The 18,689-nt window shown below is 69.1% G+C and carries 14 protein-coding genes; 10 read left to right on the top strand and 4 right to left on the bottom strand.

The features are described 5' to 3' along the window. Positions 1 to 291 precede the first annotated feature (291 nt). Positions 292 to 780 carry a hypothetical protein gene (locus tag ABZ345_RS37875; RefSeq protein WP_359859606.1) on the bottom strand — a complete coding sequence of 163 codons (489 nt, stop codon included), beginning with the start codon at positions 778 to 780 and terminating at the stop codon, positions 292 to 294. Positions 781 to 970: 190 nt separating this feature from the next. On the opposite strand from ABZ345_RS37875, the gene add reads away from it, so the two are divergent. Continuing rightward, positions 971 to 1,975, top strand: a complete 1,005-nt coding sequence (gene add / locus ABZ345_RS37870; protein WP_359859604.1) for an adenosine deaminase — start codon at positions 971 to 973, stop codon at positions 1,973 to 1,975. A 35-nt stretch (positions 1,976 to 2,010) separates the two neighbouring features. On the opposite strand, the gene ABZ345_RS37865 is transcribed toward add, so the two are convergent. Next, positions 2,011 to 2,538, bottom strand: a complete 528-nt coding sequence (locus tag ABZ345_RS37865; protein WP_359859602.1) for an isochorismatase family cysteine hydrolase — start codon at positions 2,536 to 2,538, stop codon at positions 2,011 to 2,013. Positions 2,539 to 2,630: 92 nt separating this feature from the next. Between ABZ345_RS37865 and ABZ345_RS37860 the strand changes: the two genes are divergently transcribed. The 8 genes from ABZ345_RS37860 (at position 2,631) to ABZ345_RS37825 (ending at position 11,444) form a co-directional block, all read left to right on the top strand. Next, entirely contained in the window at positions 2,631 to 3,500 is an 870-nt protein-coding gene (locus tag ABZ345_RS37860) for an SGNH/GDSL hydrolase family protein (RefSeq protein WP_359859600.1), read from the top strand. A gap of 169 nt (positions 3,501 to 3,669) precedes the next feature. Next, positions 3,670 to 4,575 (top strand): helix-turn-helix transcriptional regulator, encoded by a 906-nt coding sequence (locus tag ABZ345_RS37855; protein ID WP_359859598.1) that lies wholly within the window; start codon positions 3,670 to 3,672, stop codon positions 4,573 to 4,575. A 97-nt stretch (positions 4,576 to 4,672) separates the two neighbouring features. Beyond that, positions 4,673 to 5,041: an STAS domain-containing protein gene (locus ABZ345_RS37850; RefSeq protein ID WP_359859596.1), complete on the top strand. Its 369-nt coding sequence runs from the start codon at positions 4,673 to 4,675 to the stop codon at positions 5,039 to 5,041. A gap of 11 nt (positions 5,042 to 5,052) precedes the next feature. Next, positions 5,053 to 6,321, top strand: coding sequence for a tannase/feruloyl esterase family alpha/beta hydrolase (locus ABZ345_RS37845; RefSeq protein WP_359859594.1), 1,269 nt, complete (start codon positions 5,053 to 5,055; stop codon positions 6,319 to 6,321). Positions 6,322 to 6,325: 4 nt separating this feature from the next. Next, positions 6,326 to 6,829 (top strand): O-acetyl-ADP-ribose deacetylase, encoded by a 504-nt coding sequence (locus ABZ345_RS37840; protein ID WP_359859612.1) that lies wholly within the window; start codon positions 6,326 to 6,328, stop codon positions 6,827 to 6,829. Positions 6,830 to 6,969: 140 nt separating this feature from the next. Then, entirely contained in the window at positions 6,970 to 7,569 is a 600-nt protein-coding gene (locus ABZ345_RS37835; protein ID WP_359859592.1) for a hypothetical protein, read from the top strand. Positions 7,570 to 7,693: 124 nt separating this feature from the next. After that, complete coding sequence (locus ABZ345_RS37830; RefSeq protein WP_359859590.1) at positions 7,694 to 9,298, top strand: hypothetical protein; 1,605 nt, start codon at positions 7,694 to 7,696, stop codon at positions 9,296 to 9,298. 37 nt (positions 9,299 to 9,335) lie between these two features. Then, positions 9,336 to 11,444 (top strand): hypothetical protein, encoded by a 2,109-nt coding sequence (locus ABZ345_RS37825; RefSeq protein WP_359859588.1) that lies wholly within the window; start codon positions 9,336 to 9,338, stop codon positions 11,442 to 11,444. 5 nt (positions 11,445 to 11,449) lie between these two features. On the opposite strand, the gene ABZ345_RS37820 is transcribed toward ABZ345_RS37825, so the two are convergent. Continuing rightward, positions 11,450 to 13,738: a tetratricopeptide repeat protein gene (locus tag ABZ345_RS37820; RefSeq protein WP_359859587.1), complete on the bottom strand. Its 2,289-nt coding sequence runs from the start codon at positions 13,736 to 13,738 to the stop codon at positions 11,450 to 11,452. 146 nt (positions 13,739 to 13,884) lie between these two features. Beyond that, a complete protein-coding gene (locus tag ABZ345_RS37815) occupies positions 13,885 to 15,621 on the bottom strand; it encodes a hypothetical protein (RefSeq protein WP_359859585.1) in 1,737 nt (578 codons plus the stop codon). 318 nt (positions 15,622 to 15,939) lie between these two features. Between ABZ345_RS37815 and ABZ345_RS37810 the strand changes: the two genes are divergently transcribed. Next, positions 15,940 to 18,624 (top strand): BTAD domain-containing putative transcriptional regulator, encoded by a 2,685-nt coding sequence (locus ABZ345_RS37810; RefSeq protein WP_359859583.1) that lies wholly within the window; start codon positions 15,940 to 15,942, stop codon positions 18,622 to 18,624. Positions 18,625 to 18,689: the final 65 nt, after the last annotated feature.

Genomic DNA, 18,689 nt, shown 5'->3' with positions numbered 1-18,689 from the left:
GGCAGAACGGCGCTTCGACAACGTCCGATCTACCAGGAGTTCCCCTGTCCGTGCACCAAAGAGCTCTCACCCGCTCAAGCTCGGAAACAAGCACTAAGCCGCCGAGAACTAAGGAAAGAACTGAATCGCGTTCCGTTCCGGAAAGGTCAAAACTGGTTCGCATCCAACCGCTTGCGACGAACTGGCCGCGTGAGCTGGGGAAACTGGCTTGACAAGAGAATGACTTGTTCTGTCATCGAGAATGCTCGACGCAAAATATTGCCCTTTTTGCCGCCTGTCTCCATCGGAATTTCAAATAGGTCTTTGGGGCGAACGGGCTAGCGCCCGCAGTTGCGCCAGGTCGTGCAGGTCGCGCTCGCGTGGGTCGTAACCCTGGTGGAAGTAGATCTGTTGCTCGGCGGACAGGCACGGCACGGTCGTGCCGAGGATCGTGCCGGTGACGAAGCACGACGCCGGGTAGCGGAACGGCTCGTCCGGCGTCAGCGACGACTGCTCGGCGCTGCCGTCCGGAGCGAACCGGAGCGGGTGCAGGTCGATCTCGCGGCCGGTGGGGTCGGTGAGCACGAACCGCACCGGCCGCCACGAGAGCGTCTCGGTGAACCCCAGCACGGCCAGAGCGGCGAGCACCGCGGGCTCCTGTTCCTCGCGGTGCATGAGGTCCAGGTCGTCGTGAGGCCGGGTCTGCCCGCCCACCAACGCGTCGATGCCCCAGCCGCCGCCGATCCAGACGTCGTTGCCGTCCAGCGCGGCCAGGATCTCCAGCACGTCCTCAGCGATCACCGGACCAGACGATCACCGGAACCGGAACGGGTCCAGCACATTCGGGCGCCGCGCGTGCTTCTGCTACGTTCGAGTTCGTGCCGGACTTCAAGCTGCCGCTCTACGGCGCTGACACCGAACGCGGTGACCTCGCTCCCTGAGTCGCCCGCTCTTCCCGACACCCTTCACCTTTCTCCCAGGGAGCTTTGCCATGCGCTCGTTCATCCACGCCCTGCCCAAAGTCGAGCTGCACCTCCACCTCGTCGGCTCAGCCGGCATCGACACCGTGCTGGAACTGGCCCGCCGCCACCCCGAGGCCGGCGTGCCCACCGACCGCGCCGAACTGGAGCGCTTCTACACGTTCCGGGACTTCGACCACTTCCTGAAGGTCTACTGGGCCGTCCAGTCGATGCTGAAGAGCCGCGACGACAGCCACACGCTCGTCACCGGCCTCGCCAGCGATCTGGTGGCGCAGAACGTCCGGTACGCCGAGGTCACGGTGACGCCGTACAACCACGTGCTCGACGGCATGTCCGGCGACGAGGTGCTCGCCGGCCTCGCTTCGGGCCGTGCGGTGGCGGCGGAGATGGGCGTGGAGTTGGCCTGGTGCTTCGACATCCCGGGTGAGAAGGGGCTGGCAGGCGCGCGGGAGACGCTGGCGTTCGCGCTGACCGAACGCCCGGAAGGCCTGGTCTCCTTCGGGCTCGCCGGACCCGAGGCCGGCGTTGGCCGCGCCCAGTTCGCGCCCTTCTTCGACGCGGCAAGGGATGCGGGCCTGCACAGCGTTCCACACGCGGGGGAGACCACCGGCCCGGAGACGATCTGGTCGGCGTTGCGCGATCTGAAAGCCGAGCGGATCGGGCACGGCACGAGCTGCGTTCTCGATCCCGCCCTCGTGGAGCACCTTGCGCTGAAAGGGATTCCGCTGGAGGTGTGCCCGACCTCGAACGTCCGCACCCGGCAGGTGCCTTCGATCGCGGAGCACCCGGTGCGGCAGATGCTGGACGCCGGAATCGTGGTCACGCTGAACACCGACGACCCGCCGTTCTTCGGTGCGACGCTGGAAGGCGAGTACCTGGCGGTGGCCTCAGCGCTGGATCTGAGCCACGCGGAAGTCGCGCGGCTGGCCGAAAACGCGGTGCTCGCCTCGTTCCTGCCCAACGTGCGCAAGGCCTCGCTACTGGAGGAGATCGCTTCGGTTCTGGCCGCGGTGTGAGCGCGGTGGCCCGCCGGTGCTCGCCGGCGGGTCACTCAGATGAAGATCTTGTCGGCTGGGCGTACTTTCACGGTTCCGCCCGGATGGATAGCGTTGCTGAGGATCCGGTTGTGCCGCGCGATGATCTGCCCGGCGGTGAGCCCGGCCTGCGGATCCGCGACGGTGGAGTGGCCGTCCTCGACGAGGATCACGTCGAACCCGCGGCTCACGGCCGACCGCGCGGTCGCGTCGACGCAGTAGTCGGTGCCCACTCCGGTCAGGACGATCGTATCCGCGCCCGTGTCGCGCAGGGCCTCTTCGAGGGTGCTGCCGTAGAAGCCGTCGGTCGCGGTCTTCTGGATCACCGTGTCCGCGGGCCGCAGCCTGAGGCGGTGGGCGAGCGCGGTACCTGGCGCGCCCGGCTCGAACATCGGCCCGCCGACCTGTTGCAACGCGATGACTTTCACGCCTTTCGCGCGCGCCCGGTCAGCGAGGTCCGCGATCCGGCCGGCCAGCTCGGGCCCCTCCCACACGACCGGGATCAGCACCTCCTGCATGTCGACGATCACCAGCGCCGTCTTCATGGACTGCACGCTAGCGCTTTCGCCGTTCCGCGGCGCTCCCGGTTCCGTTTGGTGCAGGATGGCTTCGGAACAACATCGACATTGGGGGTTCGATGAAGAGAACTGTTGTTGTCCTCACGGCTGTTCTGGCCGCTCTGGGCATCGCTCCGGCCGCTCAGGCCGCCCGTCCGGCTTCCCTCGTGCTGCTGGGCGACTCGTACGCGTCCGGCACCGGCGCGGGTGACTACCAGGACGGCACCGCCGGCAACTGCTGGCGCAGCAACAACTCCTACGGCGAACAGGTGGCCGCCCGCCTGCGCGCCCAGGGCAGGCTCGCGTCGTCGGCGAACGTCACCTGCAGCGGCGCCGCCACCGCCGACCTGTCCCGCCCGTTCAAGGACCGCCCGGCCCAGCTGGACGCGCTTCGCCGCGACACCACCCTGGTGCTCCTCACCATCGGCACCAACGACATCGACTACGCGGCCTACGGCGGAACGTGCATCCAGGCCGACTGCACCGGTGCGCCGACCGAGGAGATCCTGGCCAAGCTGCCCGCCATGGGCCGCAACGTCACCGCCACGCTGACCGAGATCCACAAGCGCAGCCCGTACGCCCGCACCATCCTCGTGGGCTACGGCCGTCAGGTGTCCACTTCGGACAATCCTCCCGGCGCCACGCTCGACCCGATCTGCGGCGACGGCATCCTCACCACCGAGGAACGCCGTGACGGCAACAAGGTGGCAGACGGCCTCGACGCCACGCTGAGGTCGGCGGCTCGGACGGCCTCGCTCAAGGGCGCCAACGTGACGTTCGCCAGCCCGTTCGCCCACCCGGAGAGGTTCGACGGCCACGCGCTCTGCGAGGCGGGCACGCCGTTCCTGCGCGGGTTCGACGCGCTGGCGCCCGGCCAGGAGGGGCCGGAAGCGGTGTTCCACCCGAACCAGCAGGGTCAGGCCGCGCTGGCCACGCTCGTGCGGGTCTGAGGTCGCTCGGCGGAACGCTCTACAAAGGATCGAGTAGGGCGTTCCGCCCTGGTGGCGTGCGGTCCAGCGCAACGCGGCCTCGTCGCCGCCGAGCGACGCGGTGGCCACATCGCCGCGGCCCTCGGTCTGGAGATGGACACGGCGGGAAAGGACGAGGATCGTTCAGCAGGTGGAGCAGGTCGTCGAGTTGACCGATCTGGACGCGGCGCAGGAGGTCCTCAGCGCGGCCTACGGCGCGATGCGCATCGACGGCGGCCGCGAACGGTCGTGGATGCGGATGGCGTCGCAGGTGCTGGGCCCGATCCGGTTCGACGAGGTGATCGGCCGCATCGGGCTGGCGGTGACCAGCGAGCCGCAGCTCAGCTACATCTTCGGGCACCTGGACGGCGGCAGAGTCCACTATCGCGCGAACGGCGACGAACACCTGGTTTCGCCAGGAGAGGTCTTCCTCACCGCGAAGCCAGGTCTGCCGTACTCGGCGGCGATCGACGATCCGTGCGCGATGCTCGTCGTGCTGGATCAGCCGGCGATCGACGCGGTGGTGGGCCGCGTGCACTTCTCCGGTTGTGGCGCTGTCTCGCACCTCGCCGCCGCTTCCTGGCGGTCGACGTGCGTCCACCTGCGCGACCACGTCCTTCCCGTGTTCGAGGACGAGCCGTTGGTCGTGGCCAACGCGACGCGTCTGCTCGTGGCCACCACTCTCGCCACTTTCCCGCACAGCGCACCGGAGGAGAAGGCCTCGGACCGGCGTGATGCGCACCCTCTGACCGTGCGGCGCGCAATCGCGTTCATCGAGAACAACGCTGCTGACGACATCACGGCCGCAGACATCGCGCACGCCGCACGCGTGTCCATCCGCGCGATACAGCTGGCGTTCCGCCGCCACCTCGACACGACGCCGATGGCGTACCTCCGACGCGTGCGCCTGTCCTGCGCAGACGCTGATCTACGCGCCGCGAACGGCTCCGTCACGGCGATCGCCGCCCGGTGGGGTTACGCCCGTCCGAGTGTCTTCGCCGCTCACTACCGCGCCGCCTACGGTGTCTCGCCGTCGAAGATCCTGCGGTCAGACTGAGTGCACTTCGCTTTCCGCGCTGTGCCTTCGCTTCCGCTGCTATCGCCCGCTGACGAGGTGCGGTGAGGTGAAGTCCCGTTCTGCGAGGTGAGGTCCGATGACCGTCTGTGAATCCAGCCCGTTCGGCGTGCGGACGCAGCGCACGGGCACCCGGTTCGTGGCGACCTGCCGCGGCGAGATGGACGTGACGACCTGCGACCTGTTCTTCGCCGCCGTCCTGCCCGGCATCACCGACACCGCCACCGACCGGGTGTCGATCGACCTGGCCGAGGTGACCTTCCTGTCCGCGAGCGGCCTGCGCAGCCTCCTGCTCCTGCTGTGCGCCGCGCACTACAACGGCAAGTCGTTCGACCTCCACCGAACCCAGCCGCAGGTCCGTCGCGTGCTGGACCTGTTCGGCTTCACCACCTTCAAAGCGGGCCTTGTGTGGGACGCGACCATGTCGCCGAGAGGCCGCCGTCACTAGCTTGACCAGCTATGTTGCTTCCGCTGGTACTCGTACTCGCGCTGACCCCGCCCACGGCCGCGGTGCACGTTCCGGGCGCCGAACATCAGCAACTGGCCCGCCTCTCCGACCTCACGACGACGGGCCTGGTGGCGACCGGTCACACCGACCCGGCCGACTGGGCGGGCCTCACGAGCGCCGCCCTGCCGGTGCCCGCCGCCGTGCCCGGCATCCAGATCGACGGCTACTTCCCCGACACGTCGTCCACCAACACCAACAACGGCTGGGAACACGACTCGCAGTTCGTCCTGCGGCTGCCCGACCGCTGGAACGGCGGCCTCGTCGTCACCGGCGCACCCGGCGTGCGCGAGCAGTACGCCAACGACCGCGCCATCTCCGACTGGGTCCTCTCCCGCGGCTACGCCTTCGCTTCCACCGACAAGGGCAACACCGGCGCCCAGTTCTACCGCGACGGCCACGCGATGGAGGAGTGGAACCGCCGCTTCACCGAACTGACCATCGCGGCTCGTTCGGCTGTTTCACGTCGCTACGGCCACGCCCCACGCCGGACCATCGCCACCGGCATCTCCAACGGCGGCTACCTCGTGCGCTGGCAACTGGAGAACCGCCCGTACCTGTACGACGGCGGCGTCGACTGGGAAGGGACACTGTGGACGGTCAACGGCCCGAACCCGCTGACGTTCCTGCCTCCCGTGCTGCGTTCGTATCCTGCCTATGCCGCAGGTAGTTCCGAGGCGCATGAGGCGATCGTCGCGGCAGGTTTTCCCGCTGGCACGGAATTCCTGTGGGACTACCACTACCGCTACTACTGGGACCTGACCCAGCGCATCTACCGCGAGGAGTTCGACCCTGGGTTCGACGGCACCTTGGAAGCCGGCGTCCCGTTCTGCTCCTCGGGAACACCATTGTGCGACGCGGACTACTCCTACGCCGCGCGGCGTCGCATCGCCGGCCCCGCTGTTGCGCCGATCGCGTTGACGGGCAAGCTGAAGCGCCCGCTGCTGACCGTGCACGGCACCTACGACGTACTCCTGCCGATCAGCCAGGACTCGGACGTCTACGCGGCCATGACCCCCGACCGTCTGCACCGCTACTACCGCGTCGAGCAGGGCACCCACGTGGACGGCCTGGTGGACGCCTACCCGGACCGCCTGCGCCCACTGGCCCCGTGCCACCGCGAGGCGTTCCTCGCTCTCGAACGCTGGCTCGACGGCGTGCCCCCGCCTCCGTCCGCCACCCTGCCCCGGCCCGACGACGTGGCCACGTGCCCGCTGTCGTGATCCAATCCTGGACGTGGCCACCATCGAGTACGTCCTGGGCGACATCACCGAGCAGCACGTCGACGTGATCGTCAACGCCGCCAACTCCTCACTGCTGGGCGGCGGTGGCGTGGACGGCGCGATCCACCGCAAGGGCGGCCCGGAAATCCTCGCCGAGTGCCGCGAACTCCGCGCGGGCCACTACGGCGGCGGCCTCAAGACGGGCCAGGCCGTCGCCACCACCGCCGGCCGCCTGCCCGCGCGGTGGGTCGTGCACACCGTCGGCCCGGTGTGGTCGGCCTCGGAAGACCGCTCGGCCCTGCTGGCCGACTGCCACCGCAACTCGCTGCGGGTGGCGGCCGAACTGGGGGCCGCCTCGGTGGCGTTTCCGGCTATTTCGACGGGCATCTACCGGTGGCCGGTGGAGTCGGCCGCGCGGATCGCCCGGGCCGCGGTGGCGGACGCGCCGGTCGAGCTCGTCAGGTTCGTGCTCTTCGACCAGGCCACTTACGCGGCATACGTCGGCTAGCTGGGTTGCCCCCGTTCGGGCGATCATTGGGCGTTCGTGCGCCATGTGATCAGTTTTCGTGAAGTAGTGATTCGGTTGAACGCGGTGGATGTCGAGGTGCTGCCGGAAACGCGTGGAACACAACCGTGCTGGGAGGCGCTTTGTCCGACGACCTGGGTGTGCTGACCGCGATCTACCAGTCCGATCGCGCCGACCGTTCGACGACGCTGACCGTCAGCCTTGCCACGATGGGCGTGGCCGTCACGTATGTCGTCGGCACGATCGCCTTTTACGACAAGCTGGATCTTCTCGGCTGGGCGATCTGCCTGCTCCCGTTTCCGCTCATCTGCGTCGCCGCCTACCAAGCCTTGCTCCTGAACCTCGCCGCTGTCCGCGCCCGGTCGATGCTCACACTCGAACGAGCACTCTTCGATCAGCTGTCCGGGCCTGACGCCTCGTCGCTCGACCGCGGTGAGATCGGAGTGACCGCGAGCGAGAGGGCGGCCAACCTGCACACCGCTCACCCGAGCCAGCGGGCGGCGATACTCATCGCCTATGGCGGAGTCGGGGTCATCGACGTCGGGTACATCGGCCTGATGCTCGTCAAGGCGGCAGCGCACCTGTCCGGATGGATCGCGGTTCCGGTCGGCGCCTACGCGGCGCTGTTGGTGCCGGTCGCACTCGCCTGGCGGCACAGCACGGCGAATTTCGACTTCGGGCACCCTCGGCGTCCCGGTGCCGGCGACGCACCGACGCGCTGACCGGCAGATCCACAATTCGCACGAGAACAAGCCGCCTGGAATCTTTCACGCATTCGGGTGGTGCGATAGCGGTTTCGCATCAGCGCTTCGGCTGCGTGCACTTGTATGGTGACGGGGGGTTGCTGTGAACGCACTGAATCGAATCCTCACCACGCGGGAGCCATTCGGGCCGGCGGACAGCGAGAGCGTGTTCGAGGCCGGACTCGCCGGTGTGGACCAGTTGTTCGACCGTTCCAACCTGATCTACGCGCAGGCCATCAGCGCGAGCCGTCCGACCTACATCATCGGTCGCAAGGGCGCGGGCAAGACCGCGTTCCTCTTCGGTTCCACGATGAGCAACAGCGTGCGGGCGTTGCGCACCGCGACCGTCTACCAGTGGATGGCGAGCGTGATCCGCCGCTGGACCGAGGTGCGCGGGCCGCTCTTCGTCGACCAGGCCGCCGACATCTGGGAGGCCGTGTTCGAGCAGGTCGCTCTGTTCCACGTGCACGACACCGCGCAGGAGAACGACCCGGTCAACGAGCTGCAGGACGTCTGGGACCACCTGGACCGCACGGAGCACACCGACGCGACCAAGATCACCGAGCGGTTCCTGGCCGAGTTGCAGCGCCGGATCGCCGACCGCGACCTCATCGGCCTGAACGAGATCATCGGCGACGTCTCGCACGGAGGCGTCACGTTCGATCAGGCGCGCCGTGCGATGCGCGTCATCCTGCGGAAGCGGCAGCAGCCGCTGGTGATCGTGATGGACAACCTCGAGGACCTGCACGCGAGGCTCCCCGAGCTGCGTGACGTGCTGTCCGGCATGTTTCGCTGTGTCGGCAGGGTGATCCTCGGCAACGACGCGTTCGGCGTGCAGATCTGCCTGCCCAGCGAGCTCTTCGACCAGATCCACGAGATCTCCACCGCGCCGGAGAAGGACTTCCGGGGCAGCTATCTCACGATCTACTGGACCGCCAAGGAACTCCTCAGGCTCGCGGACAACCGGTTGGGCCTCTACCTGCGCTCGCACCACCCGGAAGAGTACGAGGGGCTGCTCAAGAAAGCGGCGGCCAGGGAAGAGCCACAACTGCTGCGGGCCGCGCTGCCACCACGCATGATCAGCGGACTCGGAGCCGAGGAGGACCCGCTCGCCTACCTGCTCCGGCACACCCAGCTGCTGCCGCGGCACCTGATCGAGATCCTCAACAGCGTGTTCACGGCGCCGGTGGACGGTTCGGTGCCGTGGGCGGTGACCGAGGAGGCGATCCGCCGCGGTACCCGGCGAGCGGAACGCATGGTGGTCAACGGGATCTTCGCCGCGCACCAGGCGTCGTTCCCGCTGGCGCGCGAGGCGCTGGTCCGGCTGTCGGACCGGCTGGGGATCTGCTTCGCCGCCAAAGACCTGCATCGGGTGTTCAACCGCGAGGGCATCCGCAAGGCCACCGGAATGGAGTTCGGCGAGTTCCTGCCGATGCTGTTCACACTGGGAGCGCTCGGAGTGCGGTTCGACGAGACAGCCCGCTACAACAAGGCGCACTTCCAGTACACGTTCGACTCCAACCTCACGACGGAGGAGGACACCGACTTCCTGTGCTTCCACCCGCTGTTCACCCGCTACCTGCACGAGCGGTCGCTGCCGAGGCTGCGCGGCAAGAACGCGAAAGCCACCTACCCGCACGGCTGCGACCCCGCCGACGAGGACTACCGGGTGTCGCTCGGGTACACGGCGATGGCGATGCGAGGCTGACATGGCGCTGGGGCACAGCGGTCGCAGCCTGCCGAACGTGGGGTCCGAGTACGTCGAGGACCCGCCGGAAGGGATGCGGATCGGGATCGCGCTGTCCGGTGGGGGAATCCGCTCCGCGGCGTTCAACCTCGGTGCGATGCAGGCGTTGCAGCGCCAGCACGTCCTGGAGCGCGCCGACTACCTGACCGGTGTGTCGGGCGGCAACTACATCGCCAGCGCGCTGACGATCACCGGCGCCTACAGCGACCCGGACACGGACAACGGGAAACCGCACTGGAGCAACGGTTCCGTCGAGGAACGTTACCTGCGCCAGCACACGAACTACCTGGCGCCCGGGCGGATCGGCAGGCTGTGGCTCGCGCTGAGCATGGTCTACGGCTTCATCCTCAACTACCTGCCGTTCGTGCTCTGCGCGTTCATCGGCGGGCGGCTCACGGGGTGGGCGCTGCACCTGCTCGGTCAGCCGCTGGAACGGTTGCGGCTCAACGGTCTCGAGCTGCCCACGTCGCCGACGCTGACGGTGCTGCTGATCGCCGCCGCCGTGCTCCTGACCACGGCTGTGCTGCTGGTGGCCTACCGCAGGTTCAACGACATCCGCCGGTCTCCCCGCAACTACGGGGAGACGCGTTCCGAGGGCGTGGCCGCGAACCTGGTGACGCTGGTCGGTGTGATCTCGGTGCTGCTGGTGCTGCCGCCGCTCGCCTCGTTGTACGGCACCGTCTCCACGGCGATGATCTCGTGGCTCTTCCGCGAGTCGCCGGAGGCCTTCGACACCACGCAGGGCCGGTTCGCGATCGACGCGGTGTGGCTGCTGCTGTCGCTGGTGCTGGCCGTCGCCGCGCTCGCGCTGAGCCGCCGGTTCCGGGCTCTGCGGCTCATGCTGGTGCTTTCCGGGCTCGGCAGCGCCGGGCTGCTGCTCGTGCCCCTGTTGTCGTCGCTGGAGTTCGCCGCGCGGATCGGCATCCGGGGTGCCGGCGACCTGCTCGGTGTGCTTGTCGCGATCGCCGTGGTCGGCCTGATGGCGATCAAGGTGCACAACCGCCGCTACTCGATGCACCTGTTCTACCGCGAGCGGCTCAACAGCGTGTTCGCGTTGCGGCGCAAGGTGGACGAGGACGGCAACGTCGTGTGCGAGCCGATCGGGTACGACGAGCGGCTCTACTTCTCCAAGGTCGGCTGCAAGCTCGGCGCGAGCGGACGCAAGATGCCCAAGCTGATCGTGTGTTGCGCGGTCAACCTCACCAGCGACGAGGTGCCGGTCGGCCGGTTCGCGGAGTCGTTCACCTTCGAGCACGACCAGAGCGGCGGTGGTCTGTTCGGCCGCCGCGGCACCGACTGGTACGAGGAGCAGACCGGCCTGCCGGGCACGCAGCTCACCCTGCCGTCGATCATGGCCGTGTCCGGCGCCGCCCTGTCGCCGCTGATGGGCAGGTTCACCTACCCGCCGCTGCGCTTCCTGATGGCCCTGACGAACGTGCGCCTCGGCGTCTGGATCAAGAACCCGCTGCACCCGCGCTGGGAGCGCAAGCCCGAGCCGCCTCGTGGCTGGGCCGGTCGGCTGCGAGCCTCCGTGCGAGACGGCTGGCACGAGCCGGGAGCCCTGTACGTGCTGCGCGAGGCGTTGGGCGCCACCAAGTCCACCCACCGCTTCATCTACCTGACCGACGGCGGGCACTGGGAGAACATGGGTCTGGTGGAGCTGCTGCGCAGGCGGTGCACCCACGTCCTGTGCTTCGACGCGAGCAACGATCCCACCGGCGCCGGCCTGGACATCGGCCGCGCCATCGCGTTGGCGCGCAGCGAGCTCGGCGCGGACGTCGAGCTCGACCCGCGTCCGACGATGCCGGGACCCGACGGCATGAGCGAGGCCATGGCCGTGCGGGGCCAGGTGAGGTACCCGGACCAGGACGGCGAGGCCAAGCTGATCTACGGCAAGGCGGTGCTCACCCGGTCGGCCAGCTGGGACCTGCACGCGTTCAAGGCGCGTGAAGGCCGGTTTCCCCATCACTCGACCAGTCGGCAGATGTTCACCGACGAACAGTTCGAAGCCTATCGGCGTCTCGGCTACGAGGCGGGGACGGAAGCACTGGCGCTGCTGAACATCCCGGAAGCGCTCCTGCGTCCGGTGCACATCGTGCTCAGCTGAGGGATTCATCCGCCTTGGCGGTGAGCAGCGGCGTCGATGCCCTCGCGGGCACGGGCGATCTCGAACGGGTTGGCCATGTTCTCGGCGAGCGTCAGCGCTTGCCGATGCGCCGTGACCGCATCCGGATCACCCATGTGGCGCAACGTTTCGCCGAGTTCGTTCAACGTCTCGCACTCGCCCATGCGGTCGTTCACGCTGCGCAGCAACGTGAGCGCCCGCTGGTGCCGGGCCAGCGCCTCGCTGAACCGGCCGGCGGCCCGCAGCGCGATCGCCAGGCTGCCCACGATGTGGCCCTCGATGTCGTCCGAGCCCCACTCCCGGTTCAGTTCCAGCGCATGCAGGCAGTTCGCCTCCGCCTCGGCGATCCGGCCCTGGCGCACGAGCACCTGCGCCATGTTCGCGAGCGCTCCGGCCCGTGCCTCCGGCAGGTAGTCCGCGCAGTGAAGTGCCCGCTCGTAGTAAGCGATCGACTCGGTGTCCTTGCCGAGCCGGGCGTGCGCGGCGCCGAGGTTGTTCAGCGTTCCGCTCATCGACCGCTCGTCGCCCAGCGCGGCGTACAGGTCCAGCGCTTCCTCGAAGCACCGCACGGCCTCTTCGATCCGCATGTTCCAGTACAGCGCCACACCGAGGTTCTTCACCGTGGTGGCCACGCCCCGCACGTCCCCGGTCTGCCGCGCGGCGGCCAGCGCGCGTTCCATGTTCGGCACCCAGTTCGTGCTGTAGCCGCGGACGTACCGGAAGTACCAGATCACGTTCGCGAGCCGCCACGCGTGCTCGTGCCAGCCGTGCGTGGCGGCGAAGTCCCCGGCGGCCACGATGTTGTCGACCTCGTCGTCGAGCTGGTCTGACCGCAGGTAGAAGTCGAGCAGCCGCCTGGTCCCCGCTGGATCGGGCCGGGCGTCGCGCGCGTACTTCAGAACGAGGTCGTGCATGCGGTAGCGGCCCGGCTGGTGCTGCTCCACCAGATGAGCGCTCTCCAGTTCGGTGAGCGCGCCGGGGTCCTCGCAGAGAGCAGCCGCCGCCGCGTGGCTGATGTCCGGTCCGATCATCTGGCCGAGCAACCGGAACGCCTTGGCCGCGCGCGGCGAAAGAGCCCGGCAGGACGACGCGAGCACAGCGCTCAGGCTGGCGCTGGGATCATCGCCGTCGAGCACCTCGAGACCGTCCGTGAGCTCCGAGGACAACGCCGCCAGCGGGAACTCCGGGTGGTGCGCCGCGCGCGTGGCGACGATGCTGAGTGCCAGCGGCAGTCCGGCGCAGTACCGCAGGAGCTTCGAGGCCTCCTCGGGCTCGTCCTCAAGCCGTTGTGCGCCAACGTGGTGAGCCAGCAGCCGGCGGGACTCGTCCTCGCTGAGGCAGTCGACGAACAGGCGCTCGCCGGTCACGTCGCCGAGATCGTTGCGGCTCGTGATCAGGACACCGCAGCCGCCGCCGGGCAGCAGGTCCGCGACCTGCGCCGCGTCCCGCGCGTTGTCCAGGACCACGAGGATCTTCCGGCTGGCCACCAGCGTCCGGAACAACGCCGCGCGTGCGTCCTCGTCTCGTGGAATGTCCTGCGGTGGCACACCAAGTGCGTGCAGGAACGACCGCAGCACAGCCTCTGCCGCCACCGGTTCGCCGGTCGGGTCGAAGCCGCGCAGGTTCGCGTAGAGCTGGCCGTCCGGAAAGCTCGCCACGTTGTCGTGCGCCCACCGCAACGCGAGCCAGGTCTTGCCGACCCCGCCGGTCCCCGCGATCGCCGAGATCGCCATCGTGCCGCCGCCCAGGACCGCGTCCAGCCGCTTCAGGTCGTCACGTCGCCCGACGAACGACAGCGGGGCAGCGGGAAGCTGCCGCGGTACGACCAGATCCTGCTGCGTGGCAAGGCGTTCCGCGTTCAGTTGCGCCCTCAGCGCATTCGCCCACGGCGTGTGCACGCCGGTCAGCGCCTCACCCGACCACAGCGCGAGCGCCTCGGACCCGCGTCCCGCGCCCCGCAACCGCCGGAATCGGTGCAGGTCCACGGACTCGGGATCAGCCCGGAGCAGATAGCCGCCGGACAGCCAGACGATCGTGCGTTCACCGTCGCCGAGCAGCGCCCGCAGCCGGGCGACGTGGTTGCGCAACGACGCGCGAGGATTGTGCGGAAGGTCGTCGCCCCACACCCGATCTACCAGCGTGTCGCAGGAGAGCACGGTGTTCACGTCGACCAGCAGCGCGGCCAGCAGCCCACGCAGGCGGGGCTGCGTGATGGCGGCGACGCCGTCCCCCGCGTGGATCGCGACCTCGCCGAGCAGCACGAATTCTCTGGCCATCACCCACTGTGTACCACGGTTCTCGGCAGAGGGGCCGGAGGAGTCCTTTGTGGATGGAACCTGAGGTCGAAACCAAGATTCTCGCTCGACCAGGTTCTCGTGTCGCTGCTTCCGGATCCGTGGACCCGGAAGCAGGTGCTCCACGTCTACCGGCGGGCCGGACGTGTGCGCAGCACCATGCCGGCGCCCGTGATCAGGCTCAGCAGGCCACCGAGGGCCAGCCATGTCACGTTGGCCCCGGTCGCCGCGAGTTCCGGCTCCTCGGCGACCGGCGGTGGGGGAGCCGAGCCGCCGCCCGGTGGAGGCGAGGGGGGATCCGGATCAGGCTGGTACGGGCCGGGCACGACGAAGACTTCGTGGTGGGAGGAGCCGTTTTCGCCGGCCGACACGAGGAGCGGTGCGCCGTAGCCGACCTGCCACGGACCGACCACACCGACGTGGTAGAGGCCCGGCCGCACGTTGTAGAACGTGAATTCGCCGTTGGCGTTCGTGATGTCACGAGCGACGATCGTGCCGTCGAACTGGTCGCGCAGGTAGATCTTGACGCCCGGCAACCGGACACCGGAGGGCGGTCCTAGGGGTGGCTGGTACTTCTGGACCGAGAGCGCGCCGGCCACTCGGGGCGCGACAGGAGCGAGAACGCGGGCCAGAGCGTCGCCCTGCCAGCCACCGTTGGAGTAGATCGGCGCGCCGACCAGGCAATACAGGCGCACGTAGCCGTACCACCATTCCCATCTGCTGATCGGTGCCTTCGTGATGGTGAAGGCGCGGGTTTCACCAGGGCGCAATGCGACACCCGTGCCGTTGGGCGTCAGTTCTCCCACGTCCGCGTCGCCGCAGTCGGCGGTCAGATCGGTGAGCAGCACGGTGCCCGTGTTGTGCAGCGTGAGAACCGCGCGGGGGACGTCGCCGCTCTGATACTCGGTCTGGGTGAGCGTCACGGACGCCGTGAGCCTGTCCGTGAGCTCCGGTATCGCCCGCAGGACGACGTCGGGGTCGTCCACGCCGTCCACCACTCCGTGCCAGGTGGGCACGTACCAGCCGGAGCGGAACCAGATCACGATGTTGATGTAGGGGCCGGCGGGCAGGTTGCGGAACTCGGCCACGCCGTCCTCGCCGGTCGTCGTGGTGCGATAGGTCTGCGGGAAACCGCCCTGGAAGTGGAGGGTGACACCGGAGAGCGCCTCGCCGGGATCCATCACGTGATCGCCGTCGCGGTCCCCGTAGATGGTGGCGCGGAAGCTGCCACGCGGAATGACGACCGGTACCGACACGGTCACCGTGTTGTCTTCGGGATGGGCATCGGCTTCGCCGTCGTACTGGCGGACGGTCACGACCAGCCGCACTGCCTCCTCGTCCTTCGACAGTCTGCCGTCGGACGTGGTTCCTTCGACGGTGTGCCCCGGCTCGATGGGCACTCCGTAGAGGTGAAATGGACGCCACCAGCTGATGTCGAGGTTTCCGGTCCAGCTCAGCACGACCTTGTTCGCGGTCGTGGTGCCCGTGTTCGTGACTGCGGCGTGGACGAGGATGTCCTCGTCGGCTCGGTAGGAAGGCTTCTCGAACCAGACCCGGAGTCGCAGATCCGCCAGTTCCTGCACGACCATTTCGGACGACGGGGCCGGCGTGGTCGTGGCGGGTTCGGAGGAACTGGGCGCGGCGGGCTCTGGCTCAACGGGCGCTGGCGCGGCGGGTTCGGTGACGACCGGCGTCGGCGCCGGCGGCGTGTCCGGAACCGGGGAGGTCTCCGGCAGTGCGGGCGCCACCGTGGACGTGGGATCGGCCGGTTGCTGGTCATCGGCCAGAGCCGGGCCCGCTGACACGCCGAGACACAGCACGATCGTCAGGAATCCTGCCGCTGCCGATCTGGATAATCGTCTCATCGCCATCCCTACACCGTTGGGCAAGGCTCGTCGCGCTCGATCGAACGCGTGATCCGCGAATTCTTCGCCTGATCGCGGCGCTGCACCAGTTCCCGCACGGGTGCTCCTGGGGTTCCTCGGCCCGGTGTCCGGCCAGAACCGTCATGGCGATCACGTGGGTCACGGCCGGCCGGAGAAGCACGATTCCGCGTGGTCACGATCTTCTGCAGCCGGTCAGGCAGAGCCCGCGCCGTGCTCGACGTCGGCTGACCTCTACGTCCTGTTCGTCTCGGTTTGACCGTCCACAATGGAACTCGCCGAACATGCCATGATGCCTTCGTGGGGGTTGAGTTCGAGGTCCTGGGCGAGATCAGGGCGCGCGTCGACGGTGTGGTGGCGGATCTGGGAGCGGCGCGGCAACGTGCGGTGCTGGCGGCGCTGGTGCTGGAGCCCGGACGGCCGGTGACGGTGGACCAGCTGGTCGACCGGGTCTGGGGTGACCACGCGCCGGGGACCGTGCTGACGAGCGTGCGCAGTTACGTGTCGAAACTCCGGACGATCCTGCGCGGCGTGGACATCGTCGGGCGGGCCGGCGCGTACGTGGTGGACTGCGAGCCGCAGGCCCTGGACGCGCACCGCTTCACCGCGCTGCTGGCACAGGCGAGGCAGGCGGCGGACGACGTGGCGGCGGCGCAGGCGTACCGGGCGGCTCTGGAGCTGTGGCGCGGTGAGCCGTTCGCGGGGCTGGAGACGCCGTGGTTCGCCGGGCGGCGGGACTCGCTGGTCGTCGCGCGGTACACGGCGGTGCTCGACCACATCGACATCCAGCTGAGGCGGGGTGCGCACGCCGACGTGCTGCCCGAACTGGTCGAGCTCGCGCGTCAGCACCCGCACGACGAACGGGTCGCCGCGCAGCTGATGCTCGCGCTCTACCACAGCGGACGGCAGGCCGAGGCGCTCGACCAGTTCGACCGCACCCGCCGGCGTCTCGCCGACGAGCTGGGCACCGACCCCGGTCCGGAGCTCGCGAGGCTGCACGAACGGATTCTGCGGGCCGAGCTGCCCATGGCGGTGTCGTCCGTACCGCGGCAGCTGCCCGCACGGCCGCAGGTGTTCGCGGGACGGTTGCGCGAGCTGGACGCGCTGGCCGCCCACCTCGACGGCCGCTCGACGGTGGTCATCTCCGCGATCGGCGGGGTCGGTGGCGTCGGCAAGACGTGGCTCGCGCTGCACTGGGCCCACCAGCGGCTCGACGCGTTCCCCGACGGCCAGCTCTACGCGAACCTGCGCGGGTTCGACCCGCGCACCGAGCCGGTGCGGCCGGAGGTGGTGCTGCGGGCGTTCCTCGAGGCGCTCGGCCTCGAGCCGGACGCGATCCCGGTGGACGCCGACGCACAGGCCTCGTTGTTCCGCAGCGAGCTCGCGCGCCGCCGGATGCTGATCGTGCTCGACAACGCCCGTGACGCCGGGCAGATCGTGCCGCTGCTGCCCGGTGCGGGCCCCAGCCGGGTCGTGGTGACGAGCCGCAACCGCTTGGCAGCGCTGGTGTCCGGGCACGGCGCCTACCCGCTGACGCTGGACGTGCTCGACCGGGCGGACGCGCGCGCCGTGCTCGTCGGGCACCTCGGTGAACGCCGGGTCGCCGCCGAACCGGACGCCGTCGCCGCCGTGCTCGACTACTGCGCCGGTCTGCCTCTGGCGCTCGGAGTGGTGGCCGCACGGGCGCTGGTGCAGTCCGAACTCTCGCTGAGCGCGCTGGCCGACGAGCTGCGCGACGAGCAGGCCAGGCTGGACGCGGTCGACACCGGCGACACCGACGTGAACCTGCGTGCGGTGCTGTCGTGGTCGGTGCGCGCGTTGTCGCCCAACGCCCAGAAGCTGTTCGCACTGCTCGGTCAGGTGCCGGGGGCGGACATCGCCAAGCCTGCCGCGGACTCGTTGTTCGGCGCACCCGCCCAGGAGATGCTCGACGAGCTGGAACAAACCCATCTGGTCACGCAGCACCTGCCCGGTCGCTACCGGATGCACGACCTGGTGAAGCTCTACGCCGCCGAGCACCCTGTCGCGGCGGAGCAGGCGTTGGACCGGCTCGTCGACCACTACGTGCACACGGCTTATGCGGGCGAACGCGCGTTGTTCCCGGAACGCAGGGACATCGAGCTGACGGCAGCCGCACCGGGCACCGTCGTCGAGCACCTCCCGGACACCGCGACGATCATGGCGTGGTTCGGCGCCGAGGAGGCGAACCTGCTGGCGATCGCCCCGGTGGCGGGCAGCCGCGTGTGGCCGCTCGCCTTCTGCACCACGACGTACCACACGCGCACCAGCAAGTACGGGGACCGTCTGGAACTCTGGCTGGCCGCCCTCCCGTACGCCGAGGACATGGACCTGCGCACCCTCACCCTCTCGCACCGCTCGGTCGCCGACGCCTACGCCCACCTCGGCCGGCACGACGAGGCGATGCACCACCTCCACCGCGCACTGGCCGCCGCCGAGACGTCCGACGAGCCCGTCCTGGAGGGCCACGTCCACTACGGCATCGCCGCCGCCTATGAACAACGCGGCAACTACGAGTCCGCGGTCAAGCACTCGACCGAGGCGCTCCGGCTGTACCTCAAGAGCGCCAACCAGCTGGGGATCGGGCAGGCGCACGCGGCGGTCGGCTGGCACAGCGCGTTGGCGGAGCGCTACGACGACGCCCGTGAGCACACCGAGCGGGCCATCGAGATGTTCACCGAGCTCAACGCGATGCAGAGCCTGGGGTGCGCGGTCGACACGCTCGGACTGGTGGCCAACAAGACCGGTGACCACGCCAGGGCGGTGGAGCTCGGCCGGGCGGCCCTGCGGATCCTCGCCGAAGCGGGTGACACCGCACGGGTCGCCGACGTGACGCTGAACCTCGGTGAGGCGCTCATCGCCTCGGGCGACGTCGAAGCCGGTCGTGCCGCACTCGTGCAAGCACACGACATGCTGGTCAACCAGGGTCGCAAGACCGAGGCGGAGCGCGTGGCCAAGCTGCTCTGACCTGCGAACCAATCTTTCGCCAATCTCCTGAGCCCAAGATCTCCCCGGACCCACCGTCTGGGGCG

It is taken from the genome of Lentzea sp. NPDC005914 (genome assembly GCF_040629405.1).
In the GTDB taxonomy this organism is placed as follows: domain Bacteria; phylum Actinomycetota; class Actinomycetes; order Mycobacteriales; family Pseudonocardiaceae; genus Lentzea.
The sequence above is the reverse complement of the archived record's forward strand: the minus strand, read 5'-3'. Positions and strand labels throughout refer to the sequence as shown.